Source organism: Arthrobacter sp. K410C, from assembly GCF_059090105.1.
Genome location: NZ_JBNHFJ010000007.1, coordinates 1 through 23,920, shown reverse-complemented (window position 1 = coordinate 23,920; position 23,920 = coordinate 1). Strand labels below are relative to the sequence as shown.

Annotated in this window: 19 protein-coding genes; 6 read left to right on the top strand and 13 right to left on the bottom strand. The window is 66.3% G+C overall.

Translation table 11 applies throughout. The features are described 5' to 3' along the window. Positions 1-84: 84 nt before the first annotated feature. The gene (locus AC5RU7_RS11790) at positions 85-2,274 is read right to left on the bottom strand and encodes a sensor domain-containing protein (RefSeq protein WP_494052374.1); all 2,190 of its coding nucleotides are present in this window, start codon (positions 2,272-2,274) and stop codon (positions 85-87) included. Between the two features lie 166 nt (positions 2,275-2,440). Continuing rightward, positions 2,441-2,710, bottom strand: coding sequence for a GlsB/YeaQ/YmgE family stress response membrane protein (locus AC5RU7_RS11785; RefSeq protein ID WP_494052373.1), 270 nt, complete (start codon positions 2,708-2,710; stop codon positions 2,441-2,443). A gap of 221 nt (positions 2,711-2,931) precedes the next feature. Between AC5RU7_RS11785 and AC5RU7_RS11780 the strand changes: the two genes are divergently transcribed. After that, entirely contained in the window at positions 2,932-3,798 is an 867-nt protein-coding gene (locus tag AC5RU7_RS11780; RefSeq protein WP_494052372.1) for an HAD hydrolase family protein, read from the top strand. A gap of 6 nt (positions 3,799-3,804) precedes the next feature. Here AC5RU7_RS11780 and AC5RU7_RS11775 read toward each other — a convergent pair whose 3' ends face one another. Together AC5RU7_RS11775 and AC5RU7_RS11770 are read right to left on the bottom strand one after the other, a co-directional pair. Then, on the bottom strand, positions 3,805-5,214 hold the full coding sequence (locus AC5RU7_RS11775) for a UDP-glucose dehydrogenase family protein (RefSeq protein WP_494052371.1): 1,410 nt from the start codon (positions 5,212-5,214) through the stop codon (positions 3,805-3,807). Beyond that, positions 5,214-6,383 carry a glycosyltransferase family 4 protein gene (locus AC5RU7_RS11770; RefSeq protein WP_494052370.1) on the bottom strand — a complete coding sequence of 390 codons (1,170 nt, stop codon included), beginning with the start codon at positions 6,381-6,383 and terminating at the stop codon, positions 5,214-5,216. The genes AC5RU7_RS11775 and AC5RU7_RS11770 overlap by 1 nt, the downstream gene beginning before the upstream one ends. Before the next feature lie 261 nt (positions 6,384-6,644). Between AC5RU7_RS11770 and AC5RU7_RS11765 the strand changes: the two genes are divergently transcribed. Both AC5RU7_RS11765 and AC5RU7_RS11760 read left to right on the top strand, forming a co-directional pair. Then, on the top strand, positions 6,645-7,496 hold the full coding sequence (locus tag AC5RU7_RS11765; RefSeq protein ID WP_494052369.1) for a PRC and DUF2382 domain-containing protein: 852 nt from the start codon (positions 6,645-6,647) through the stop codon (positions 7,494-7,496). 471 nt (positions 7,497-7,967) lie between these two features. Beyond that, positions 7,968-9,281, top strand: coding sequence for a cell division protein PerM (locus AC5RU7_RS11760; protein WP_494052510.1), 1,314 nt, complete (start codon positions 7,968-7,970; stop codon positions 9,279-9,281). 21 nt (positions 9,282-9,302) lie between these two features. Here AC5RU7_RS11760 and AC5RU7_RS11755 read toward each other — a convergent pair whose 3' ends face one another. Continuing rightward, positions 9,303-9,734, bottom strand: a complete 432-nt coding sequence (locus AC5RU7_RS11755) for a hypothetical protein (RefSeq protein WP_494052368.1) — start codon at positions 9,732-9,734, stop codon at positions 9,303-9,305. Between the two features lie 39 nt (positions 9,735-9,773). Between AC5RU7_RS11755 and purN the strand changes: the two genes are divergently transcribed. After that, complete coding sequence (gene purN / locus AC5RU7_RS11750) at positions 9,774-10,343, top strand: phosphoribosylglycinamide formyltransferase (RefSeq protein WP_494052367.1); 570 nt, start codon at positions 9,774-9,776, stop codon at positions 10,341-10,343. Positions 10,344-10,459: 116 nt separating this feature from the next. On the opposite strand, the gene AC5RU7_RS11745 is transcribed toward purN, so the two are convergent. After that, positions 10,460-11,812, bottom strand: a complete 1,353-nt coding sequence (locus AC5RU7_RS11745) for an MFS transporter (RefSeq protein WP_494052366.1) — start codon at positions 11,810-11,812, stop codon at positions 10,460-10,462. A 142-nt stretch (positions 11,813-11,954) separates the two neighbouring features. Here AC5RU7_RS11745 and purH point away from each other — a divergent pair, with 142 nt between their 5' ends. Continuing rightward, on the top strand, positions 11,955-13,640 hold the full coding sequence (purH, locus tag AC5RU7_RS11740; RefSeq protein WP_494052365.1) for a bifunctional phosphoribosylaminoimidazolecarboxamide formyltransferase/IMP cyclohydrolase: 1,686 nt from the start codon (positions 11,955-11,957) through the stop codon (positions 13,638-13,640). A 134-nt stretch (positions 13,641-13,774) separates the two neighbouring features. On the opposite strand, the gene AC5RU7_RS11735 is transcribed toward purH, so the two are convergent. Continuing rightward, the gene (locus AC5RU7_RS11735; protein ID WP_494052364.1) at positions 13,775-13,972 is read right to left on the bottom strand and encodes a hypothetical protein; all 198 of its coding nucleotides are present in this window, start codon (positions 13,970-13,972) and stop codon (positions 13,775-13,777) included. Further along, entirely contained in the window at positions 13,956-14,915 is a 960-nt protein-coding gene (locus tag AC5RU7_RS11730) for a trypsin-like serine peptidase (protein ID WP_494052363.1), read from the bottom strand. Before AC5RU7_RS11730 ends, AC5RU7_RS11735 begins: the two co-directional genes overlap by 17 nt. A gap of 331 nt (positions 14,916-15,246) precedes the next feature. Here AC5RU7_RS11730 and AC5RU7_RS11725 point away from each other — a divergent pair, with 331 nt between their 5' ends. Next, positions 15,247-17,466, top strand: a complete 2,220-nt coding sequence (locus tag AC5RU7_RS11725; protein ID WP_494052362.1) for an NADP-dependent isocitrate dehydrogenase — start codon at positions 15,247-15,249, stop codon at positions 17,464-17,466. 130 nt (positions 17,467-17,596) lie between these two features. On the opposite strand, the gene AC5RU7_RS11720 is transcribed toward AC5RU7_RS11725, so the two are convergent. The 5 genes from AC5RU7_RS11720 to AC5RU7_RS11700 form a co-directional block, all read right to left on the bottom strand. Further along, positions 17,597-18,106, bottom strand: a complete 510-nt coding sequence (locus tag AC5RU7_RS11720; protein ID WP_494052361.1) for a hypothetical protein — start codon at positions 18,104-18,106, stop codon at positions 17,597-17,599. Beyond that, positions 18,103-19,371, bottom strand: coding sequence for a serine/threonine-protein kinase (locus tag AC5RU7_RS11715; RefSeq protein ID WP_494052360.1), 1,269 nt, complete (start codon positions 19,369-19,371; stop codon positions 18,103-18,105). Before AC5RU7_RS11715 ends, AC5RU7_RS11720 begins: the two co-directional genes overlap by 4 nt. Positions 19,372-19,651: 280 nt before the next feature. Further along, a complete protein-coding gene (locus AC5RU7_RS11710; RefSeq protein ID WP_494052359.1) occupies positions 19,652-21,226 on the bottom strand; it encodes a hypothetical protein in 1,575 nt (524 codons plus the stop codon). Between the two features lie 88 nt (positions 21,227-21,314). Beyond that, on the bottom strand, positions 21,315-22,262 hold the full coding sequence (locus tag AC5RU7_RS11705) for a hypothetical protein (RefSeq protein WP_494052358.1): 948 nt from the start codon (positions 22,260-22,262) through the stop codon (positions 21,315-21,317). A gap of 210 nt (positions 22,263-22,472) precedes the next feature. After that, complete coding sequence (locus AC5RU7_RS11700) at positions 22,473-23,543, bottom strand: Gfo/Idh/MocA family protein (protein ID WP_494052357.1); 1,071 nt, start codon at positions 23,541-23,543, stop codon at positions 22,473-22,475. Between the last annotated feature and the right edge of the window lie 377 nt (positions 23,544-23,920).

The window sequence follows — 23,920 nt, the reverse complement described above, 5'->3', positions numbered from 1 at the left end:
GGGCCCACCCGAGACCTGGGTGGAGACGCCTCCCTATGGTATCCCTCACACCTTAAGGGCGGGCGGGCTGCCTGTGCCTGGAACTTACCTACCCTTGAGGGCCTGGAGGGCTTCCTCGGCCCGCCGCAGGGCGTGGTCCAGACGTTCACCTGGCTCGGGGAGCGAGAACAGGTACCCCTGCAGGGAGTCGCATTCCAGTGCTGTCAGGTAGTCCGCCTGCGCCGCCGTTTCTACGCCCTCCGCCGTCACCGTCAGGCCGAGGCTGTGGGCCATGTTGATCATTGAGCTAAGGATGGGCAGGCGTTCCTCGCCGGTGCGGACCATGGACACGAAGGTCTTGTCGATCTTCACCGTATCCACGGGAAGGTCCTGCAGCCTGCCGAGGGAGGAGTAGCCGGTTCCGAAATCGTCCAGGGCCACCCGGGCGCCGGCGTCGCGCAGCGAGCTGAGTTGTCTGATCAGGCTGCAGTCGGCGTCGAAGAACACGCTCTCGGTCACCTCCAGCACCAGCTGGTAGGCCGCCACACCGCTGGCCTCCGCAAGGTGGAGCACCCCTTGGGCAAACTCAGGGTCCTGGAGCTGGACCCCGGAGACGTTGACTGCGAGGGACCGCGAGGGATCCTCGCTGAGCCACCGTGCCAGCTGCACCATCCCCAGCGCCATCACCTCCGCACCGATTTCGTTGATGAGTCCGGTGCGCTCAGCCAGCGGGATGAAGATCGACGGCGGGACCCGCTCGCCGCCGCGGTCCCACCGGGCCAGCACCTCGAACTTCACCACTTGCCCCATGCGGTGCGACACGATGGGCTGGAAGTCAACGGTGATCTGGCCGCGAGGAACGGCCAGCTGCAGGGCGCTTTCCATGTCCGTGCGCTGCACGAGTGCAGTCATCATGTCCGGGTGGAACCGCAGGAACCGGTTCTTGCCGGCGGCCTTCGCCGCGTACATCGCGATGTCCGCCTGGCGCAGGAGTTCGGACGGGCCCACGCTGTCCTGGGCCAGCGATGCGAGCCCCAGGCTGAGGCGGGGGCGCAGCACCGTGCCGTTGATGGTCAGCGGTACATGCAGGCAGCGGACTATGCAGGCAGCGATGTCATCGGCGTCGGGGCAGGCGGTGAGCAGCACCACGAATTCGTCGCCGCCCAGGCGTGCCACGACGTCGGCGGTGGGGACGCAGCCGCGGAGCCGGCGCGATACTTCGATCAGCATGTCGTCGCCCGCCTGGTGGCCCAGGATGTCGTTGACTTCCTTGAAGTCGTCGAGGTCCAGGAGGAGGACGTCCACGGCCTTCAGCCGCGGCTCCTGCAGCGCCTCGGCCAGGGAGTCGTTGAAGACTGCCCTGTTGGCCAGCCCGGTCAGGGGGTCCTGGAAGGCCATGGCACGGAGTTTTTCTGTTTGCGCCGCGAGGTCCAGCATGGCCTGCTGGGCCTGTTCCTGGGCCTTCCGCCGCGGCGTCACATCGCGGAAGCTCCATACCCTGCCCACAACGTTCTCGCCCACCCGCTGCGGCCGGGAGTACCGCTCGAAGGTCCGGCCGTCCTTGAAGTCCAGGACGTCGTGGCTTTCGGCTGCCGGGTCCTCTTCCAGCTTTGTCAGCCGGGCCATGAAGGCAGCGGGGTCCGCCAGCTGCGAAACGATCAGCCGCATAATGGGTTCTTCGCTGTCGCCCTTTAGGAGCTCCGCCGGGATGTTCCACATGGTGAGGAACTGGTCGTTAAAGCCGGCCACGTGTCCCTCGGAACTAATCACCAGGATCCCGTCGGCGGTGGACTGCAAGGTGGCCGTGAGCAGGGACATGGCCTCCCGCAGGTCCGCGTCCGCGGCCTGGCGGTGTGACGTACTCCGGACGGACAGCAGCAGGCACGTTCCGGCGGGCATCCCGCCGTCGTGCCCCGCCTGCGTGGGCTGGATTGCCTGGCCCGCTGCCTCATCACGCCCGCCGGAAGGAACCAGGGAACACGCCACCTCCGCGGGGAATTCCGTACCGTCGCGATGCTTCCCCCGGATCTCCACGGGCGATGGGTAGCGGCCGGGCTCGAGGGTAAGCCGGCGGAGCAGACGGTCCACGTCGTCACCGAACCCGGGGGCCAGCAGCGTGCGGTAGTTGCGCCCGGTCAACTCCTCGGGTGGAAACCCGAAGAGCCGCGCCGCCGCGGCATTGGCCACGGTGATGGTGCCGTCCGCAGAAAGGGCCAAAAGGGCGTCCGGACTCGCGTCCAGGACCGCACTGAATGCCCGGACCGCCAGATTTTCCGCGTGGCTTGAATCAGCCATGAGACCACCCCCTCGCACATCATAAATGCGGACCCGGGACTATCGCCCGGAAAGGGGAAATCGGTTCCCATTAAGTTATTTGGAAGTTTGCTCTCGGAAAGCCGGGACGCAAAAACGCCGTCCCCCGAAATGGAGGACGGCGTTTTGCGTTGGGAATTATGGTGAGCTACACCCTGCGGTGGCTGCGGTTCGTGACCATGCCGTAGACCAGCAGGACGATGATCGAGCCGAGGATGGCCAGCAGCCAGGTGCGGATGTCAAAGAATTCCGCCAGCCCGCCACCGAAGATCAGCGAACCGATCCAGCCGCCGAGGATGGCCCCGACAACCCCGAGGACCATGGTGATCACCCAGCCGCCGCCCTGGCGGCCCGGCAGGATTGCCTTTGCAATAGCTCCGGCGATCAGGCCCAAAATGAGAAATCCGAGAATGCCCATGTTGTCACTCCTTAGTCAGTAAGTTGTGCCGGGCCCCCATATTCCGGTGTGCTAATTCAATCAGTGTGCTTACTTGCCTGCAAGGCTTCAAACATCACAGGATGACTATCACTTTGCCCGTCGGGCCGCAGGGTTTTGGGGGACCTGAACGGCAATAATCTGCCGCGGTTCCCGCCTTGGATAGGATGAAACGGTCCCCGTAACAGACCAAGGAGTCCGGCATGTCCAGCCAGCGAACCGTCCGGCCGCGTGCCATCTTCCTCGACATCGACGGTACCTACGCCGACCACGGGCTGGCCCCGGAAGCCCACGTTGAGGCCGTCCAGGCCGCGCGCCGGAACGGCCACCTGGTGTTCGTCTGCACCGGACGCCCGCTGTCCATGGTCCCCGGCCACATCCTGGCGGCGGGATTCGACGGCGTGATCACCGGCGCCGGCGCCCGGGTGGAAATGGACGGTGAGATCCTCAAGGACTCGCGCTTCGAGCCGGACGTCGCTGCCCGCATCGTCGAGACCCTGGACGCCAACAACGCCGCCTACATCCTGGAAGCACCCGAGGCCCTGCACGGACGCACCGGCGTGGACCAGCGCCTGCGGGAGGTTCTGGGACCCATCTTTGCCGGACGCCCGCAGCACGACGGCGTCCTGAGCACCGACGTGGATCCCCTTGAAGACATCCTCGGACCCATGCAGTACAGCGACGACCTCAGGTCCGTTTCCTTCGCCAAAATCTCCTGCTTCGACTCGCCTGTGCCGTTGACCGGCCTCATGCACGACTTCGGTCCCGGGGTGGGGCTGATCCCGAGCTCCCTCTCCGCACTGGGTGACCGCGCCGGGGAGATCTACATGGCCGGAACCCACAAGGCGTTGGGGATCCAGGTGCTGGAGCAGCGCCTGGGGCTGAAGCGGGAAGACATTGTGGCGATCGGGGATAGCGCCAACGATATCGAGATGCTGGAGTACGCCGGCACGGGCATCGCCGTGGAAGGCGGCCACCCGGGCGTGCTGGCAGTCGCAGACCGGGTTACCCCAGGCCCCGCCGGCAACGGCGTGGCGCTCGCGTTCGCCGAACTGGGGCTGCTTACCTAAGAGGTTTTACCGCGCCCGGGAGGCCGGTACGCGTTCAGCGGCAGGTGCGGCAGGTGCGGCACTGCCGGTTGACGTCCCGGCCGCCGAACCCAGGCCGCGCACCACCCAGCCGCCTGCGTGCCAGGCAGCGGCGTCCAGCACATTGCGTGCGTCCAGCACCACCCGCCGTCGGACAAGCCCGCCGGCAACGGTGGGGGAGAGCTGCCGGTATTCGTCCCACTCCGTCAGGAGCAGCACCAGTTCCGCACCCTCGAGCGCACGTCCGGTGGAGGTTTCGAACCGCAGCCGGGGGTACCGCCGCCAGGCATGGTTGACCGCTTTGGGATCCGTCACCGTCACGTGTGCCCCTGCGGCCGCAAGCCTGTCCGCCACGTCAAGGGCGGGGGAGTCCCGGATGTCATCCGTGTCCGGTTTGAAGGACGCCCCCAGCACGGTCACCGAACGGCCGGCCAGGGTTCCGCCGCAGAGCTCCGCTGCCAGGTCCACCGTCCGGGACCGCTGCCCAAGGTTCACCGAGTCGACCAGGCGCATCCAGTCCTCCACGGCAGTGACGCCGTGCCCGGCGGCCTGGGACCGGAAGCTGCGGATATCCTTGGGCAGGCAGCCGCCGCCGAAGCCCAGCCCGGCATGCAGGTACCGGTTCCCGATCCTCGGGTCCAAGCCCATCGCCTCGCTGAGTTCGCCCACGTCCGCCCCGGAGGCGTCGCAGAGTTCGGCCACGGCGTTGATGAAGCTGACCTTGGTGGCCAGGTACGCATTAGCCGCGGACTTGATGAGTTCCGCCGTCGCGAAATTGCAGACCAGCCGCGGAATCCCGGCCCGGAGCAGCGGCTCATACACCGCATCCAGCGCGGCCGTCACGCCCAGCGGCGCGCCGGTGGACGGGTTGAACGCGGCGGTCCGGCCGCCGTCCACGCCGTAGACCAGCCGGTCAGGCACCAGCGAGTCCTTGACCGCGGTGCCCTGGCGGAGGAATTCGGGGTTCCAGCCCAGCAGCACGTCCGGCCGCCGGGCCAGGACGCCGCGGAGCATCTGAACGGTGCCCACGGGCACGGTGGATTTACCGACGACGACGGCGCCCGCCGCCAGGTGCGGCAGTAGCGTTCTGGCGGCGGAGACCAGGAAGGTGAGGTCGGCGGCGTCGGACGTTTTGTCCTGGGGAGTCCCGACGCAGAGGAAGTGGACCTGCGAATCCTTGGCATCCGAGGCATCCGTGGAGAAGCGCAGCCTGCCGTTGCTGCGCCCGTCCTGGAGCAGTTCGTCCAGTCCGGGCTCGTGGAAGGGAGCGGCCCCGCGGCCCAGCTGTTCAACTTTAGCTGGATCGACGTCGATGCCCACCACCGTGTGGCCCATCGAGGCCAGAGTGGCAGCGTGGACGGCACCAAGGTAGCCGCAGCCGATGACCGAGATTTTCACTATGCTGCCCCTGTCTTTGAAGCGGATGTCCAGGACCCGGATGCCCGTGCCGCCGGTGCGTCCGCCAGGACGTCCTCGTAGTGGCGGACCAGTTCGGCACAGAGTGCAGGCCAGGTCCTGTCCTGTACTGACGCATGGGCCGCAGCGGCGAACGCCCGGCGCTTCGCGTCATCACCCATCAGGTCCAGGACGCGGGCGCGCAGGGCGGACAAGTCACCCGGTTCGTAGAGCCAGCCCGTCCGGGAGTTCTCCACCAGGTCCAGGGGGCCGCCGCGGCCCGTGGCCACCACCGGCACACCCGACGCCATGGCCTCCTGGATGGTCTGGCAGAACGTCTCGAACTCGCCGGGGTGGACGAACAGGTCGAAGGATGCCATGGCGCGTGCCAAGTCCTCGCCGCCCAGGAATCCGGTGAAGGCGGCAGCCGGCAGGGCTTCCTCCAGTGCGGCCCGCTGGGGACCGTCGCCCACGATCACCAGTTTCGCGTTGGGTATCCCGGCGAGGGCTGCGAGGTCCTCAACCTGCTTCTCCACGGCGAGCCTGCCAACGTAGCCGATGATCCGCTCGCCGCCGGGGGCCACCGAAGCCCGCCACCCGTCGTCGCGCTTTTCCGGCGAGAACCGGGCGGTATCCACGCCTCGGCGCCACATCTGCACCCGGGGGATGCCGCGGCCGCGCAACTGGTTCAGCGCGAACGTGGACGGCACCAGGGTGCGGGAGGCCAGCAAATGGATGTTTTCCACGCGGTTCCAGGCCCAGTTCTCCAGGAAGGGCACACCGTAGCGGGCCGCATAGCTGGGAACCTCTGTCTGGTAGATGGCCACGGTGGGGATCCCCAACTGACGTGCTGCCTGCGCCGCCCGCCAGCCGAGGACGAACGGTGAGGCAAGGTGGACAACGTCCGGTGCGTAGTCGGCAAGGATTCTCTTGACCCGGTACACACCGCCCATCGCCACCCGGACATTCGTGTATCCCGCCAGCGGCACGGCGGGCAGCCGATGGACCTCGGCACCCTTGACCTGATCGGGCGCGTCTCCGTCCTGGGTGGACGGCGCAATGACCAGGACGTCATCGCCCCGGTCCTGCAGGTGGTCCAGCACCCTCAGGATGGAGTGCGTTACCCCGTTCATCAGCGGCAGGAATGATTCAGCAACAATTGCGATCCTCACCCCACCACCGTGGGCTCCGGCCCTGACGTGGCGGGGGAGAACGCGTTACCCGGAGGGAAAGCTTGGGTGAACGGCAGGCGGTCCGGTTTAAAAAAATTACTAAGTAGGCTTTGCATATGATGCTAAGCATGCTTACGGTAGAGGGGCAGCCAGCACAAAAGCCTCAAGCAGCCGGGGCTCGGCCGGAGAGCGGGCAACCCCTGCACCGGACCATCCGCAGCTGGTGAAAACCCAGTGCAACGACACATCCAAGGAGACGTCATGCTCAATCGGGAAAACATTGAAGACCTGCTCAACCGGAACGGCAACGTCATCGGCTCCGATGGCGAGAAGATCGGTTCGATTGGCCAGCTGTACGCGGACGACGACACGGGTGAACCGACGTGGGTCACTGTGAAGACGGGGCTCTTCGGCACCTCCCAGTCCTTCGTCCCCGTCGAAGGCGCGCACACCCAGGGCGATGACCTGGTGGTTCCGTACACCAAGGAACACGTCAAGGACGCACCCCGCGTGGACGTGGACGGCCACCTCACCCCCGAGGAAGAGGATAGCCTCTACACCTACTACGACCGCGGAGCCCGCACCTACTCCGAGTCCCGGAATGATGTGGACCTCCAGGGCGATGCCGACCTTAACACCGGCACCCCCACAGCCGGCATCGGCCGGGACCGCGACTTCACTGACCGCGACACCGATCGTGGAACGGTGGGTCACGACACCTCGGGCCCCAACACCGACGATGCCATGACCCGTTCCGAGGAACGGCTGCACGTCGGCAAGGAACGCGAGGCCACCGGACGTGCCCGGCTGCGGAAGTATGTCACTACCGAGAACGTCACAAAGACTGTTCCCGTGCAGCGGGAAGAGGTGCGCCTGGAGCGCGAGCCCATTACGGACGCCAACCGCGGCGCTGCAATGTCCGGGCCGGACATCAGCGAAGAAGAGCACGAGGTGATCCTCCATGAGGAGCGCCCCGTGGTGGAGAAGGAAACCGTGCCGGTGGAGCGTGTCCGCTTGGACAAGGACGTGGTCCAGGAGGACGTCCGGGTCGATGAGGAAGTCCGCAAGGAACAAATTGATGCTGACGGCGTGGACCGCGACCGCCGCCTCTGAGTGAACGGAAGCCAGAGGTCCTGACACCCCGCTGACAGCGGGCAGGTCCGGACCTGCGACGATTCGCGAAAGTAACAGACGACGCCGGGAGCCTACTTGGGGGCTCCCGGCGCCGCTGTGCTTGCAGAAATATGAAAACGCTGGTGCAGCCTCCGCCGAAACGGTGACTGCACCAGCCAGTAGGACGAATATCTTCAGAACTTAGTGTTCATCTCTCATTCGCGGCTCCTGTTTCCCGGCTTACGGTTTCCGGGCCCTCGCTGGCCTGCTCGCGATGCTGCTGTTCGATCACACGACAGGGGCCAGGCGTACTCTCGATGCACCCTTGGGGTGCCGGCGCTTGCAGTAAATCCCATTTTACGGCGGACCCCTGTAAAAAGCGCCGGGAAAAGCCATGTAAGTCTCGGTTGATGCGGCCCGGGAGCCTGTCGCTTCCGGGCCTGGCGGACCCGCCGTGACACCATGGACACGATGAAACTGCGCGCCGACCAGACCGGAGACCCTGGCCTCCCCATGCCCCTGTGGCTGCAGGGTGCCCTTGAGACAGCCCAGGCAGCGGTCATTTCCGCGCTCGTGGTGATCGCACCGATCATTGCCGTCTGGGCGACTGCAGGCTTCCGGGACGGGCAGTTCGAAACTCTGGCACGGCTCGCCGGGCAGTCCTGGCTGCTGGTCCACGGAGTGCCGCTGGCACTCACGGCCGCGGGATCGGACACCGCGGCCCGCGGTGACGCCGGCCTCCTGACGCTCGTTCCCCTGGGGCTGACCCTGATCCCGTTCCTGCTGGCGTGGCGCGCGGGCCGGCGCCTGGCGCGGGCGTCCTACACGGACCAGCTCTGGCAGGCGCTCCTGGGATCGTGGCTTGTCTACTCCGCCTTTGGTGCCGCTACCGGATTTGTCTGCCGCACGGCCGACGTCGGCATTAACCTGGGGCACGCGATGCTGTTCCCCCTGATTCCCTACGCCCTGGGAATGGTGATCGGCGCCCGCCGTGAGGCAGGGTCCTGGAGCCGGCTGATCGGCGTCGACGCCGTGGACTGGATTTCACGCACCAGCCAGCATTCCCGCTGGGCCGGCTCGTACCTCGCTTCCGCTGCCAAAGCCGGTTTCGTTGGCGTCGTGTCCGCCCTGGCACTTGCCTCGGCGTTGCTGGCCGTGGACTTGTTCATCCACTGGAACCTCGTGGTCGCCGTCTATGAAGCGCTCGACGCCGGCGCCATCGGAGGCGCGGCACTCACCGTCGCGCAACTCGGCTACCTGCCCAACCTGGTGGTCTTCGCCCTCGCGTGGACGTCCGGCTCGGGCTTTGCGATGGGGGTGGGCTCCCAGGTTGGTCCGCTCGGCACCGCCGTCGGACCGCTGCCCTCCATCCCCGTCCTGGCAGCGATTCCGAGCGGGCCGCTCGATTATGCCTTCGTTGCCCTGATCGCCCCGGTTCTTGCCGGTGTCCTGGCCGGGTGGTGGTTCCTGCGGGAAGGCGAAAACCACTTTGACGAGTGGCTTTCCATCAAGGTCCGCGCGCGCTGGTTTACGGCCACCGTCTCCACCCTGGTGCTCGGCGCACTGACCGGGCTCGCGGCCGGGCTGCTGACCATGGCGCTGGCGTGGATGGCGCGGGGCTCGGCCGGGATCGGACGGCTGACGGAAATCGGGCCCGACCCCTTGTGGACGGGAGTGTGGGTGGCAGCCGAGGTGGGGGCCGGCGTCGTTATCGGCTACGCAGCCGGACCCTGGCTGGAACGCGAGCGGGCCGCAAAAGAAGCGGATGCAGAACTGATCCACTAGCGTGGATGCCCCTTGTGGGTGCTAGGGGAGCTGGGGGGGCAGCGACTTCTCAAGCTGTACCCGGCACGCAGTCTGGGCCTGGTCCGTCAGCGCCCGGCCCACGCACGCCTGGTAGTCACGGATTTCCCCAAAGAAAACTGCTGTAACAACGATCAGCAGCACCAGGATGGCCGCAACCACCATCCCTGAGATGGTGCCGATAAGGACTAGTTTGGACTCCCGAAACCTCGCTGCCCGGATCAACAGCACCACCCCCAGGGCCAGGCTGGCGGCCGTGAGGATGGCTGTCAGCCAGAGGTAGTTGACGTCCAGCTGGTAGACGAAGAACGCGCCCAGGACTGAGACGACGAACATCCGGAACAGCGTGTGAGTCCTGGCGAGCGAGGCTTTTGCCGCCTCGCTGAGCGGAGCTCTGGTCCGCTGCTGCTGCGCCGGTTCGGGGTTGCTGTTCATGTTTTCCAGCCTACGCGAGGCTGCCCATAAGCTAGACCAATGCGCATCGTAGTCCTCGTTTCCGGCACCGGGTCCAATCTCCAGGCAGTAATTGACGCGGTGAAGGCCGGCGAACTGGACGTGGAAATCGCCGCTGTGGGGGCCGACCGCCCGGGGACGTACGGCGTGGAGCGCTCCGCCGCCGTCGGCATCCCAACGTTCGTGGTGGACTTCAAGGCCTACCCGGACCGGGCGGAGTGGAACAGCGCGCTGACAAAGGCTGTGGCTGCCTTCGAGCCTGACGTTGTGGTGTCTTCAGGGTTCATGCGGATCGTGAGCCCGGAGTTCATCGACGCGTTCAACGGTAAATACCTGAACACCCACCCGGCGCTGCTGCCCGCCTTCCCGGGCGCCCATGGCGTGCGGGACGCGATGGCGTACGGCGTGAAAGTTACCGGCTGCACGGTGCACTGGGCCGACGCCGGCGTGGACACGGGCCCGATCATCGCCCAGGAAGCCGTGGCCATCGAGGACGCCGACACCGAGGAAACCCTCCATGAACGGATCAAGGTGGTGGAGCGCCGGCTGCTGGTCTCCACCCTGGCAGACCTCGCCGCCGCCCGGTCCTGACCCGCCGTCGACGCGCAGGTTACTTGTCGACGCGCACACGCATTGGCCGCACCCAAAATACACGGTGCGTAAGTGCACATGCGTGTCGGCCCCGGATGAGCGCGTCGAAAGCAGCCCTACTCGAGGCGGCGCTGCTTGGTCTCTGGGGAGAAGAACGCCATCCACAGCACCGCCAGCAGCACCAGCCCGCCGGCCAGGGCGAAGGATGTTGCGAGCCCCAGCTCGGGCCAGAAGTAGTTGGCGAATATGAGCGGGCCGAAGCCTGCGCCCAGCCGTGAGAACGTGGACGCCCAGCCGAAGCCGCTGCCGCGCAGCTCCGTGGGGTAGAGCTCGGACACGTAGGCGTACAGCACCGGAATGGCCACCTGCACCACGAACCCGAACACCAGCAGCCAGAACACCGCCGCTGTGGGGATGTCCACCACGAACGCCACGATCACCAGCGTCAGTGCGGATAGCGGACCGGTGATGGCCAGGATCCACTTACGGCCCACCCGCTCCACCAGGAGGGCGGCCACGATCACACCCAGCAGGCCGACGGCGGCCATGGACGCGGTGGTCACGAACGCCTTGTACTCCGCGAAGCCGGCGCCGATGAGGATGCGCGGCATCCAGGTCAGGGACAGGTAGTAGACCAGCAGGATGCTGAAGAACAGCGCCCATGCCGCAGCGGTGATCTTCCAGTTGAACTGCCACACGGACCGCAGCTGGGTCCAGGCGCTGCCGGCGGAGAGCCGCGGTACGTCCTTGGCGTCCGGCAGGCTGTAGGCGCGGGGCTCGGCCCCGGTTGCTTCCACCAGGCCGTCGATGACCTTGGCGGCCTCCTCCCGCCGGCCCTGGCGGATCAGGAACAGCGGTGACTCCGGCACGCTCCGCCGTACCCAGAAGACGAGCAGTGCTGGCAGGACCATCACCAGCATGGTGAAGCGCCAGTCGCCATACAGGGCCACCAGGCCGGCCGAGACGAAGCCCGCAAGCGCGGCTCCGATGGGCCACCAGCCGTCCATGGCGGTCAGCACCTTGCCGCGCTGCTTCCGTGGCGTGAACTCACCCACCAGTGCGTAGTCCACGGGAATGCACCCGCCCAGGCCAAAGCCGGCCATGAACCGGAACACACAGAACCAGATGAAGTCGGGGGAGAAGGCGCCGAACACGGTGAAGAGCGAGAAGATCAGCAGCGTGGCCGTGAATGCCTTCTTGCGCCCGATGGTGTCCGCGATGGTGCCCCAGACGAAGGCGCCGAGGGCCATGCCGATGAGGTTGGACGTTCCTACCCATGCCACTTCACCCGGAGTCAGTGCCCAGTGCGTGGAGAGCAGCGGAATGAGGATGCCGTTCAGGGTCACATCCCAGGCATCGAACATGAACCCGAGCCCGCCGATCAGGAAGATCCTGCCCTGGACTTTCCATCGCCAGGGCAGTTCCTGGACCACCTGCTCGCCGCTCGGCACAGTGGTGTAAGTATTCATCGCAGCCTCCTGGGAAAAACTCTAGCCGGGCCCACTGGCGTTCACACTCAGGCTGACACGCGGGGCAACCTGCGCTTCGCGATAAACTGGCCCTATCCCCACCAACCGCGGCACTGTTCCGCGAGATAAGACGGAGACATTTGTGAGCTTCACGCAGCATGAGCGCGTATCCATTGACCGTGTTCCCATCCGCCGGGCGCTGATCTCGGTATACGACAAGACCGGTCTGGAGGAACTCGCCCAGGGCCTGCACGCAGCGGGAGTGAAGCTGGTCTCCACCGGCTCCACGGCCAAGAAGATCGCCGCCGCCGGCATTCCTGTCCAGGAGGTTGAGGAAGTCACCGGCTCGCCGGAGATGCTGGACGGCCGCGTCAAGACGCTGCACCCGCGGGTCCACGGCGGCATCCTGGCGGACCGCCGCGTGCCCGCCCACATGGAAACGCTCAGCCGCATGGAGATCGAACCTTTCGACCTGGTGGTGGTGAACCTCTACCCGTTCGTGGAAACCGTCAAGTCCGGCGCGGCCCCGGACGACGTCGTCGAGCAGATCGACATCGGCGGCCCCGCCATGGTGCGGTCGGCAGCAAAGAACCACGCCGCCGTCGCGATTGTGGTGGACCCCTCCTTCTACGGCCAGGTGGTTGCCGCGGCCGGGGAGGGCGGCTTCGACCTGAAGACCCGGCGCCGGCTGGCCGCCAAGGCGTTCGCCCACACCGCTTCCTATGACAACGCCGTGGCCACCTGGACGGCCAGCCAGTTCCTGGACGAGGACGGCGACGGCGTCATCGACTGGCCCGCCTACGCAGGCCTCTCGCTGGAGCGCTCCGAGGTCCTGCGCTACGGGGAGAACCCGCACCAGCAGGCAGCCCTGTACGTGGACAAGGCCGCACCGGTAGGCATCGCCCAGGCAGACCAGTTGCACGGCAAGGCCATGAGCTACAACAACTTCGTGGACGCCGACGCCGCCCTGCGCGCAGCCTTCGATTTCAGCGAGCCCGCCGTGGCCGTCATCAAGCACGCCAACCCCTGCGGCGTGGCCGTGGGATCCGCGGACGCCGCCGACCCCATTGCAGATGCGCACGCCAAGGCCCACGCCTGCGATCCCGTTTCCGCGTTTGGCGGCGTGATCGCAGCCAACCGTCCCGTCACCGCCGGCATGGCCAACACCGTCAAGGACATCTTCACCGAGGTGGTCATCGCCCCGGGCTTCGAGCCGGAAGCCGTTGAGATTCTCTCCAAGAAGAAGAACATCCGCCTGCTCGCCCTGCCCGAGGGTTACGGCCGGTACCCCACGGAGTTCCGCCAGGTGTCCGGCGGCATGCTGGTCCAGGTCAGCGACAAAGTGGACGCCGACGGCGACAACCCCGCCAACTGGACGCTCGCAGCGGGTGAAGCGGCGGACGAGAAGACCCTCGCGGACCTTGCGTTCGCCTGGACCGCCTGCCGGGCGGCGAAGTCGAACGCCATCCTGCTTGCCGCTGACGGTGCCGCCGTCGGCATCGGCATGGGCCAGGTAAACCGCCTGGATTCGTGCCGCCTGGCTGTGGAGCGGGCCAACACGCTGGGCGTGACGGTGGAGTCCGACGTCGACGGTGCCGGCGGCGCGTCCAACGCCAGCGGTTCCAACGCCCCTGAGCGTGCCCGCGGGGCCGTTGCCGCCTCCGACGCGTTCTTCCCGTTCGCCGACGGGCTGCAGATCCTGATCGACGCCGGCGTCCGTGCCGTGGTCCAGCCCGGCGGTTCCGTCCGGGACGATGAAGTGATCGCGGCAGCCAACGCGGCCGGCATCACCATGTACTTCACGGGTGCGCGCCACTTCTTCCACTGATCCCCACCGCCTCCCTAACCTCGCTGCCTCTCGGCCAGGGAACCCGGGCGGGGCGGCCCCAGCGCCTGCAGAATGGACGACGGCGCCTGTCCCCGCGAAGGGGACAGGCGCCGTCGTCGTTAAGGGCAGATGGTCTAGGACCCGGCTTCACCAGCGTCCGCGTCCCTCTGCTTGAGACGCGGACCCTCCGCCGGAAGCCGGAGCTCCCGGGGCTTGGCTTCTGCCATCCGCTGCCTAGTCCAGTACTCGAGGATCTCCTCGTGCGTCTGCGTCACGTCGCTGCGGGTGACCGAAGGGTCCTGGCCGGATTCGTTGCTAGGAGAGTGCTGCACTTTGGTATGTCGCCTGGATGGCCGTGCCCCAGTAGGGGCCGTACATGATGTTGGAGCCGGTGTAGCCGTAGCTGTTAACGGAGTTCTGGACGCCGGAGGAGCTGGTGCCGATGAACCACGGGCCGCCCGACGAGCCGCCGGTCATGTCGCATGGGATGCCCTGCGTGCCGAACTGCGGGTTGTTGCCGTCAGGGCTGGCCGTTCCGGTGCAGCTTTTCAGGGTCTCGCCGTTGAACGGCTTGGCCGCGGGGTAGCCGAAGGACTTATAGGTGAGGCCGTACGCCTGGTTGAAGGCGACGCCGGACCCGCCAACCACGTCGGTCAAGTTCTGGTTGTTCAGCCGGTTCATCACGGCGAAGCCGGTGTCGTAGGCCATGTCCCCGCCGGCGCTCCACTGAGTGGGGGCGAAGTACTTCCGAGCTGTCCATTTTCCGTACGGCGTAGCCCCGTTGTCGTAGGCAGGAACAAAGATGAAGTTCGTGGCGAAAGCACCCGGGCCCTCGTTGAGGCAGTGCCCCGCGGTGGCTACCGTGCTCTTATTGACCGACGACACCGCGTTGGCAGAGCACACATAGTTTGCGCCACCCAGAGTGAAGAAGACCTTCCCGATGTGCTTCACCGGGGCCTCACTGGCAGCGATGGTCTGTTTGCCGCGGGTGGGGCTGACCTGCGAGCCCTTTCCCTTTTCGACGGGAACAGCTGAGCGGTTGCCGCGTTCCAGGGCCTTGCCGGCCAAAACATCGCCCGGGATGGCGCCCTTCATCTTGTCCGCCGTCCAGTATTCGGCCGCGCCGGTGCCGTCGACTGTGACGCTGGCGATGGCCGGGGTGTTCTTGTCTTCTGTGGCCGGTGCGGCTGAGGCTCCGCCGGCCGTGGCAACTGCCAGGACGGCGGCGGCGGAAAGGCTCAGGAAGCACGAAGCGAGAGACCTGGTGCGTGTCATTGGTGTCCTGTCTGAACGGGGTATCGGCCCCGGCGCGGGCCGGAGAGTGACGTAGCGAATTTACCGTCGCATGACAAGTTTGTAAATAGTAGTGACGTATCATGTAGGGCCCTGTGCCCGTTATCGGCGCGGGAAGGCAGGCTTATTCCGACGGCGGGAGGGCACGCGGGTGCGTGCCGCCGTCGGCTGTTCTGCATCGCTGTAATCCTACTCACCGCGGGGTAATCAAGCGGCGCCGGTAAGGTTCAAACCCGCGTCCTCGGGTAAGTTGTAGATGGTGAAATAGACCGACATTTCACAACCAAGCCGACCCACAGGGAGACGCCCGCGCATGTCCAAGATTATCTACACCCACACCGACGAAGCGCCGATGCTGGCTACCTATTCGTTCCTGCCCATCATCGAGGCGTTCGCTTCGACCGCAGGTGTGGAGGTGGAGACCCGCGACATTTCGCTCGCCGGCCGCATCATCGCCGTGTTCGGTGACTACCTCACCCCGGAGCAGCAGATCGGTGACGCACTTGCTGAACTGGGCGAACTGGCGAAGACGCCGGAAGCCAACATCATCAAGCTGCCGAACATCAGCGCGTCCATCCCGCAGCTGAAGGCCGCTATTGCAGAGCTGCAGGGCCAGGGCTACGCACTGCCGGACTACCCGGACAACCCCTCCTCGGATGAGGAGACGGCCATCCGCTCCCGCTACGACAAGATCAAGGGCTCGGCCGTGAACCCGGTCCTGCGCGAGGGCAACTCGGACCGCCGCGCTCCACTGTCCGTCAAGAACTACGCCCGCCAGAACCCGCACTCCATGGGGGCCTGGACCGCAGACTCCAAGACCAACGTGGCCACCATGGGCAAGGACGACTTCCGCTCCAACGAGAAGTCCGTGGTCATCGAGTCCGAGGGCACCATCGCCATCCAGCTGGTCCGCGAAGACGGCTCCGTGAAGGTCCTGAAGAAGGCCTTCCCGGTCCAGGCCGGCGAGGTTGTGGACGGCACCGTCATGCGCGCCGCCGCACTGGACGAATTCCTCAAGGCCCAGGTTGCCCGCGCCAAGGAAGAGGGCGTGCTGTTCTCCGCACACCTGAAGGCCACCATGATGAAGGTTTCCGACCCCATCATCTTCGGCCACGTGGTGAAGGCCTACTTCTCGGAGCTTTTCGAGACCTACGGCAAACAGCTCGCCGCCGCCGGCATCAGCCCGAACAACGGCCTGGCCGCCATCCTGAGCAGCCTCGAAGACCTGCCCGAGGACGTGCGCGAAGGCGTCCAGTCGCTCATCAAGAAGGGCCTCGAAGACGGTCCCGCGCTGGCTATGGTGGACTCGGACAAGGGCATCACCACCCTGAACGTCCCGTCCGACGTCATTGTGGACGCGTCCATGCCGGCCATGATCCGCAGCTCCGGCCACACGTGGGGCCCGGACGGCAAGGAAGCCGACACCCTGGCCGTCCTGCCGGACAGCTCCTACGCCGGCATCTACCAGGTGGTCATCGATGACTGCCGCGCCAACGGCGCCTATGACCCCACCACCATGGGGACCGTGCCGAACGTTGGCCTCATGGCGCAGGCCGCAGAGGAATACGGCAGCCACGACAAGACCTTCGAGATCCAGGAGCCGGGAACCGTCCAGATCGTTGACGGCTCCGGCAACGTCCTGATCGAACACCAGGTCTCCGAGGGCGACATCTGGCGCGCCTGCCAGACCAAGGACCTCCCCATCCGCGACTGGGTCAAGCTGGCCGTCACCCGCGCCCGCGCCTCCCAGACCCCCGCCGTGTTCTGGCTGGACGAGGAGCGCGCCCACGACGCCAACCTCATCGCCAAGGTCAACGAGTACCTGAAGGACCACGACACCGAGGGCCTGGACATCCAGATCATGTCCCCGGTCAAGGCCATCGCCTACACCCTGCAGCGGATCCGCAAGGGCGAGGACACCATCTCCGTGTCCGGCAACGTCCTCCGCGACTACCTCACGGACCTGTTCCCCATCCTGGAACTGGGCACCAGCGCCAAGATGCTCTCCGTTGTTCCGCTAATGAACGGTGGCGGCCTCTTCGAAACCGGCGCCGGCGGTTCCGCGCCGAAGCACGTCCAGCAGCTCCTGAAGGAAAACCACCTGCGCTGGGACAGCCTCGGTGAGTTCCTGGCCCTGGCCGTCAGCTTCGAGCACCTGGCCACCACGGCGGGCAACGCCCGCGCACAGGTCCTCGCAGACACCCTGGACCGCGCCACCGGCACCTTCCTGCTGGAGAACAAGTCCCCGAGCCGCCGCGCCGGCGAGCTCGACAACCGCGGCAGCCACTACTTCCTGGCCCGCTACTGGGCCGAGGAACTGGCCAAGCAGACGCACGACGCCGACCTCGCCGCCGCCTTCAGCTCCGTCGCCGACGAGCTGACCTCGAAGGAGGACACGATCGTCGGCGAGCTGGCCGAGGTCCAGGGTTCGCCCGTGGACATCGGAGGCTACTACCATCCGGACGACGCCAAGGCTTCGGCAGTGATGCGCCCGTCGGCCACCCTGAACAAGGTCATTGCCACCCTGAACTAGGTGAAGCGCTGCCGCGGCAGCCCTAAAGACAAAGCAGGCGGTGCCCCGGTAAACGGGGCGCCGCCTCCTTCGTCATGACAGGTGAATGGTGGCTGCGCTGTACTGAACCCGGATCAGAGCCTGCAGCGGCTTAGTCGTTGCCCTTGCCCCTGTCGTCCCTCTTGTCGTCCCTCTTGTCGGCCTCCTGCGGCTGGGGCTCCGGCACCGGAGCGGGTGCCGGCTCCTGGACGGCCGGGGGAGGAGCCTGGGTAGCGGCCTGCTCAACTGCGGCCTGGTCAGCTGCCGCCTGCTCAGCCGTGGCTTTATCCGCTGCAGCCTTTTCCGCGGCGGCTATTGCATCCTCGAGGTCTGCGCGCACAGCAGTGGCGATGGTGGTGATGCTCCGCCGTCGTTCCTCGGAAATATCGCCCATTGCCTGGGCAGCTTCAAGCTCGGCTTCGAGCCCGTCCAGGGCCTTCAGGGCTGTCGCAGGGTCGCTTTGCGACGAAGCCTGCGTCACCTCAAGGACCCGGGCCTGGAGCTGGCGGGCAGCATCACGCTGCAGTCCCGTTTCCGCGGTAGCGCAGCCGGTGAGCAGGCTTGCTGCCACCAGGGTGGCTGACCAGGCAAGGGCCAGCCGGTTGCCCCGGTTAAACCTCACGGTTCCACGCTTTTCTGCAATTCTTCCAAATGCTCACCCAGGACGCCGGTCACCTCGGGATAGGGCACGACGTCGGCGGGAGCCTGGGCGTTGAGGGTCATCAGGACCGCGGCGACAGCCGCGGCAACCACCACCAGCCCCATGACCACGGCCAACCAAAAGCGCTTAGTCCGGGTTTGCGGATGCAAGGAAGGTCCTGCGGCAGGATTGTCAGCCGGTGCAGGCTGGACGGCCTGCGGTTCAGGGCGGGCTGCTGCGGATTCTTCCTGTGCTGCTGCAGGTGCGGGTTTATCGGGGGAAGCAGCCGCCTCGCGGATCTCTTCCACCGATTCCTCGGCAGTGATGGAAGGCGGGTGGAAAGGCATGGCGGGCAGTACCCTGGTTGTTTCCGGCGCCAGCTCCCCGGGGGTCGAGGCCGGTGACACCAGAGCCTGCCGCAGCGCGGTTTCGATGTCCGCGGCGGCTGGCCGCTCCAGCGGCTCGATGGCGGTCATGGAGCGGATGAGGTCTGCCCATTCGGAGGGGACGTCGTCCGGAATCTCGGGTGCCCGGTGCAGGCGGGCAACCGCAGACTCCACCGCGCCGCCCGGGTACTCCACCGCGCCCTTGATGCATTCCAGAAGCACGAGGCCCAGCGAATAAATATCGGATGCGGGGGTGAGGGGCTGTCCCATGGCCTGTTCAGGGCTGAGGTACGCGGCCGTTCCCACCATGGTTCCGGTCGCCGTGAGCCTGGTTGAATCGGCGATCCGGGCGATGCCGAAGTCGGTCAGCTTCGGGCGCAGCGGCTCGCCGGGACGGATCTGGACCAACAAGATGTTCGCGGGCTTGATGTCCCGGTGAATAATGCCGAGTCCGTGGACGTAGGCCAGGGCGTCGGCGATGCCCGCGCCGATGACGGCCAACTCCTCCAGCGGGACGGTGCTGTGCCGGATCCGGGTGCGCAGGTCCTGGCCCTCCACCAGTTCCATGGTGAGGAACGGGCGGGGCTCGTCGGGTATGCGGTCATCGATCCCGGCGTCGAAAAGGGTGACCAGGCCCGGATGATTCAGTGTGGCCAGAAGCTGGATTTCCGCTTCCTGGCGCTTTAGTTCATCGGCGTCCGGGGCCTGCGGTGCGAAGAGCTTGAGGGCTACATCGCGGCCCAGGTTTTCGTCCCGGGCACAATACACGGATGACATTCCGCCACGGCCAATAACTTCACCCAACCGATAACGTCCGCCAACCACTTCATTCGTAATGGAGCTAGGCGATTCCGCCACCATGACCGTTCCTCCCGGTGCGCTGCGGCACTGTCGTACTCAAATTATACGGGGGCTACGGCCGAACTAGCGATTGGTCCGGATGTACCGGTGGGGGCATACCGGTGGTCCGGAGGCGAAACAGGTGCTTTCGCCACCGGACCACCAGCCACAAGGACATGTGTGCTGAGGACATGTTTGCGTCTGATTTTGGCGCTTCTAGGCGGCCCTCCTCTCCTTCAGCCTGCTGGTTGCTGCCGCTTCAGGTGCATGGCGCAGGCGTTGTCTGATGCCTTTAGTACGGTTAGGACACCTTGCGCTTGCGAAGCATCAGGAGTCCGGCCACCAGCAGCAGCAGGGCGAGCGGGACCAGCGAGGCGTCCATGCCCGTGTTTGCCAGGGTATTGGCGGCCCGGGGCTGCACGTTCCGCTCGGTGGTGTCCGCTGCAATGGCGCCGCCCACCGCGGTGGAACCTGCCGGTGCTACGGAGAAGCTGCCGGTCCCGGCGGTGGCAGTGCCCCCGCCGTTGGCGCCGTTGTTCGTGCCCGTGGTGCCGTTGTCGGTACCATTTCCGCTGCCGGAGCTGTTATCGGTGCCGGGGTTGTCCGTGCCGGGATCAAGGGTGCCAACACCGCCGGTGTTGCCGTCACCCGGAGTGCCGGTGCCCGGGTTTTCGGTGCCGTTGCCGCCGCCCACGACGCCGATACCCAGGTCAATCCCGAGATCGACACCTGCATCGAGACCGCCGTTGCCGCCGGTGGTTCCGTCGGTGGTGCCGGTTCCGAGGTCGAGGCCGAGGGCTACGTCAACGGCGGCATCCAGGCCTCCAGTGGTTCCGTCCGTACCCGTCACACCGCCCAACCCCAGGGCTACGTCGGCGGCAACGGCTGCATCTGTTGCTACGCCATCTCCGCTACCGACGCCCAGGGTGATGTCAGCTGCTGCAGCCCCATCAGTGGCGCCTGTGCCGGTTCCGGTGGCTGTGCCGAGGGCAAGGGCAGCATCGGCTACGGCCACGTCCGTTGCGGTCGTATCGGCAACCGTTCCGGTCCCGAGGCCGACGGCGACATCGGCTGCAGCGGCGACGTCGGTGGTACCCGTGGCGGTGCCGAGGGTGAGGGCGGCGTCTGCGGCTACTGCCACGTCCGTCGCGGTCGTGTCGGCACCGTTTCCGGTCCCGAGGCCGACGGCGACATCCGCTGCAGCGGCGACGTCGGTGGTACCCGTGGCGGTGCCGAGGGCGAGGGCGGCGTCTGCGGCTACGGCCACGTCCGTCGCAGTCGTATCGACAATGGTTCCGGTTCCGAGGCCGACGGCGACATCGGCTGCAGCGGCGACGTCGGTGGTACCCGTGGCGGTGCCGAGGGCGAGGGCGGCGTCTGCGGCTACGGCCACGTCCGTGGCGGTCGTGTCGGCAACCGTTCCGGTTCCGAGGCCGACGGCGACATCGGCTGCAGCGGCGACGTCGGTGGTACCCGTGGCCGTGCCGAGGCCCAGATCAACGTCGGCGACAGCGGCCAGGTCAGTGGCGCCTGTGCCGGTTCCAGTGGCGGTGCCCAGGGCGAGGGCGGCGTCTGCGGCTACTGCCACGTCCGTCCCGGTCGTACCGACAATGGTTCCGGTTCCGAGGCCGACGGCGACGTCAGCTACGACGGCGGCATCTGCTACGGCGGCGACGTCCGTTGAGCCGGACGGCGTTGGGTCACCCAGCAGGCCCAACGACGTCGTGTCAGCGGACGCCGCCGCCGAGATGAGGGCGGAAGCGGAAAGATCCGATCCGCTAGTGGTGTCCGCAGCGTTTGCCGCAGTGCAGCCGACGGCTAGGAGCCCGCCGGCAAAGAGGGTGCCAAGCAGCCCCCTGCGAAGGTTGGAACTCATGGTGATGTCTCCTGAAAGAGTTGAGGTTCGGGCGCTGGTCAGCTGCCCGTATGGCCACGTGCTGCCCGAAAGGGCAGGGTGGACTCAACTAGTCAGGAGAAGAACCGGGGTCGAAGGACACCGGTGCGGGAGCGTGCTCGGGAGCATCGTCGGCGAGTACTGCGCCGACATCAGGAAGCTTGAAGTCGAAGGAGTTCAGCCACGCGGCGGAGCCGGAAGAACCGGCGGGGGAACGGCTGCTGCCGCTGCCTGAACCGGGCGCAGCCGGGACCTGGGCAGGGTGCGGTGAGGCCTCCGTCGTATCGGGCTGGTCACCAGTCATTGCAGGCACGGTGCGGCCGGCCGGGGGAACGGCAGATGTGCCCGCGAGAGCGGTTGCCTCCGTGCCGGCCGTTCCTGCTCCCCGAATGGTTTGATCAGCGCCAATAGCGCCGTCGCCGGCAGGCACCACATCGGTCACTGCAGATGCGCTTCCGGAATCTGCAGGTACGGCCGGAAGGACGTCCAGAGCAGGTTCTTCCCCGGCTGCCACCTCGGGCAGTTCGGGAACCGGAACAGGAAGCGGAGCAGTGCCGGTCACAACATCCGCTACTGGCTGCAGTACGGGCTCAAGTGCAGGAAGAGTCTCAACGACCGGTGGCACAACAGTTTCCACCACGGCGGTGGTTGCGCCGTCGGCAATCTGTGCAACTGGCGCGGAAATGGCATCAACGGTGCCGGCCGGAACCACCTGGTTCACCACCGGTACGGAGGCAACGAGGTTATCCGCCACAGTTGAGACCTGCCCCGCTACGGGTTGGAGCAGGCCGGCCGCAGGTGGCGCCGCGGGGACCTGGACAGGTGGTGCGGGCAGTGCCGGGACAAGACTCTCCGTCACCGACTGCGTTGAGCTGGTGACGCCCCCCAACAGGGATGATGTGTCCGGAAGCAGGTCTGCAGAGGCGGACGTCGCCGAGAATGTCAGCCAGGTGAAGGCAGCGGCGCCGGCCATAAGGACCGGCCGCAGGGCACGCCACGGTGAATGAGCTTCACCCACGCGTACCACCCCCAGTACTGCTGCATTCGACGATGCCTATAGCGTAAGACCGGATATTGCGGAAAGTCTAGGGAGTTCTAAAACAAATCGACAAACTCAGAACATTCCCGGGTAAACATCATGACAGCTCGCAAATGTCCGTCATGCAAATGTTTGCAGGAGAAAAACAGGCAGGCGTTCTAATGCGAATCAGCCTCTCAGTTATGCCCTTCAGTGGCTGTCATTCGGGTAGCTGACGCCGAGCTGTGCACGCACGCCATCAAAGAGGCGCATCGTGTTCAGCGAATCCTCGAGCGGCATCACGGGGCTTTCGGTGAGGCCCTGCTGGATGCAGCGCGTCACCTCACGCAGCTCGTAGGTGTAGCCCTTGCCCACGACGTCGAAGGTCTCGGTCCTGTGGTCGGTACGGCCTGTGACAACGCTGAGTTTGTGGGGGTTGTTGATGGACCCGATGCTTTGCAGGAAGCCGAGGTTGCCGGCCACGGTAGCGGTGCGTGGACCGTGGGACAACAGCGATGAGGTGAGTTGGACCTGCGCGCCGTCGCTGTAGCCAAGGGTCATCGCGTTCTGGGCGTCCACGCCGTCGTCGTTGACGAAGCCTGTGGCGCTGACCGTCTGGGGAAAGCCCAGGGTTCCCAGCGCCCAGAGCAGGGGGTAGACCGAAATGTCCAGGAGTGCTCCGCCGCCGTCCCCGCGTGCCCACAGTCGGGAGGTGGGGGAGTACGGAGCGGGGAAGCCGAGGTCGGCCGAGACCCAATGAAGGTCTCCGAGTTCGCCGGAGGCGGCAATCTCGAACGCCCGCTGCATGGCCGGCAGGAAGCGGCTCCAGACTGCCTCCATCAGGAACAGGTTGCGGCTCCGGGCGACGTCGATGAGCTCCGCGGCTTCGCGGGCATTGACGGTGAATGCCTTTTCGCAGAGGACGTGCTTGCCGGCGTTGAGGGCCGCGAGGACAATCTGGTGGTGCTGGGCATGCGGGGTGGCGACATAGACGACGTCCACCGCCTCATCGGCGAGCAGTCGCTCGTAGCCGTGCACGCCGTCGTCGTCCCCGTATGCAGTGAAGACGCCGTACGCCGCGGCGAAGGCGTCTGCCGTCCCCTGGCCCCGGGAACTGACCGCATAAAGTTCCGCGTCCTCCAGCAGGGCAAGGTCCTGGGCCACTGACCGGGCAATGCCGCCAGTGGCGATGATTCCCCAGCGCAGGGAGTCCCCGGTGGCGGAACGGGGGTCCGTGTTGGGCTGGCTGGACAGCCACGGCGTGGCGATGGGCGCGCTCATGGCCCAATCCTGTCACAGCGCTGCGGAAGGGTTTGCTGTTTACCCGCCAAAACTGCGCCGGCGTTCGGGAATGGGCCGCCGGAAGTGAGAGAGCGTTCGTCAGGAGGGCCCCAGAGGTGGAGCGGCAGCTTTGGGTCGGGGCCCGGCGGATGCCTACAGCTATAAGGCATTCACCACCCCGCAGGCAGTGCGAAACCACGCGCTGCAGTTCACGGGCCCGGGAGTGCTGGCCGCAAGCGGTAAAGCTCCTGCAACATGAGGAAAGCCCGGGCCTCCGAAGTGAACTGCTCCCCGAAAGTTGGACTGAGAAATCGGTCCTTCTATCGGGGAGCAGTTTTATGCAGGAGAGTAGTTCGTTATCTGATGAACAGCGCGAG

Bases quoted from the DNA above. Each gene is read 5' to 3' on its own strand.
- AC5RU7_RS11745 (WP_494052366.1), bottom strand. From the start codon at position 11,812: ATGAATACTTACACCACTGTGCCGAGCGGCGAGCAGGTGGTCCAGGAA.
- AC5RU7_RS11780 (WP_494052372.1), top strand. From the start codon at position 2,932: ATGTCCAGCCAGCGAACCGTCCGGCCGCGTGCCATCTTCCTCGACATC.
- AC5RU7_RS11710 (WP_494052359.1), bottom strand. From the start codon at position 21,226: ATGAGTTCCAACCTTCGCAGGGGGCTGCTTGGCACCCTCTTTGCCGGC.
- AC5RU7_RS11755 (WP_494052368.1), bottom strand. From the start codon at position 9,734: ATGAACAGCAACCCCGAACCGGCGCAGCAGCAGCGGACCAGAGCTCCG.
- AC5RU7_RS11760 (WP_494052510.1), top strand. From the start codon at position 7,968: ATGAAACTGCGCGCCGACCAGACCGGAGACCCTGGCCTCCCCATGCCC.
- AC5RU7_RS11700 (WP_494052357.1), bottom strand. From the start codon at position 23,543: ATGAGCGCGCCCATCGCCACGCCGTGGCTGTCCAGCCAGCCCAACACG.
- AC5RU7_RS11725 (WP_494052362.1), top strand. From the start codon at position 15,247: ATGTCCAAGATTATCTACACCCACACCGACGAAGCGCCGATGCTGGCT.
- AC5RU7_RS11790 (WP_494052374.1), bottom strand. From the start codon at position 2,274: ATGGCTGATTCAAGCCACGCGGAAAATCTGGCGGTCCGGGCATTCAGT.
- AC5RU7_RS11785 (WP_494052373.1), bottom strand. From the start codon at position 2,710: ATGGGCATTCTCGGATTTCTCATTTTGGGCCTGATCGCCGGAGCTATT.
- AC5RU7_RS11765 (WP_494052369.1), top strand. From the start codon at position 6,645: ATGCTCAATCGGGAAAACATTGAAGACCTGCTCAACCGGAACGGCAAC.
- AC5RU7_RS11730 (WP_494052363.1), bottom strand. From the start codon at position 14,915: ATGACACGCACCAGGTCTCTCGCTTCGTGCTTCCTGAGCCTTTCCGCC.
- purN (WP_494052367.1), top strand. From the start codon at position 9,774: ATGCGCATCGTAGTCCTCGTTTCCGGCACCGGGTCCAATCTCCAGGCA.
- AC5RU7_RS11715 (WP_494052360.1), bottom strand. From the start codon at position 19,371: ATGGTGGCGGAATCGCCTAGCTCCATTACGAATGAAGTGGTTGGCGGA.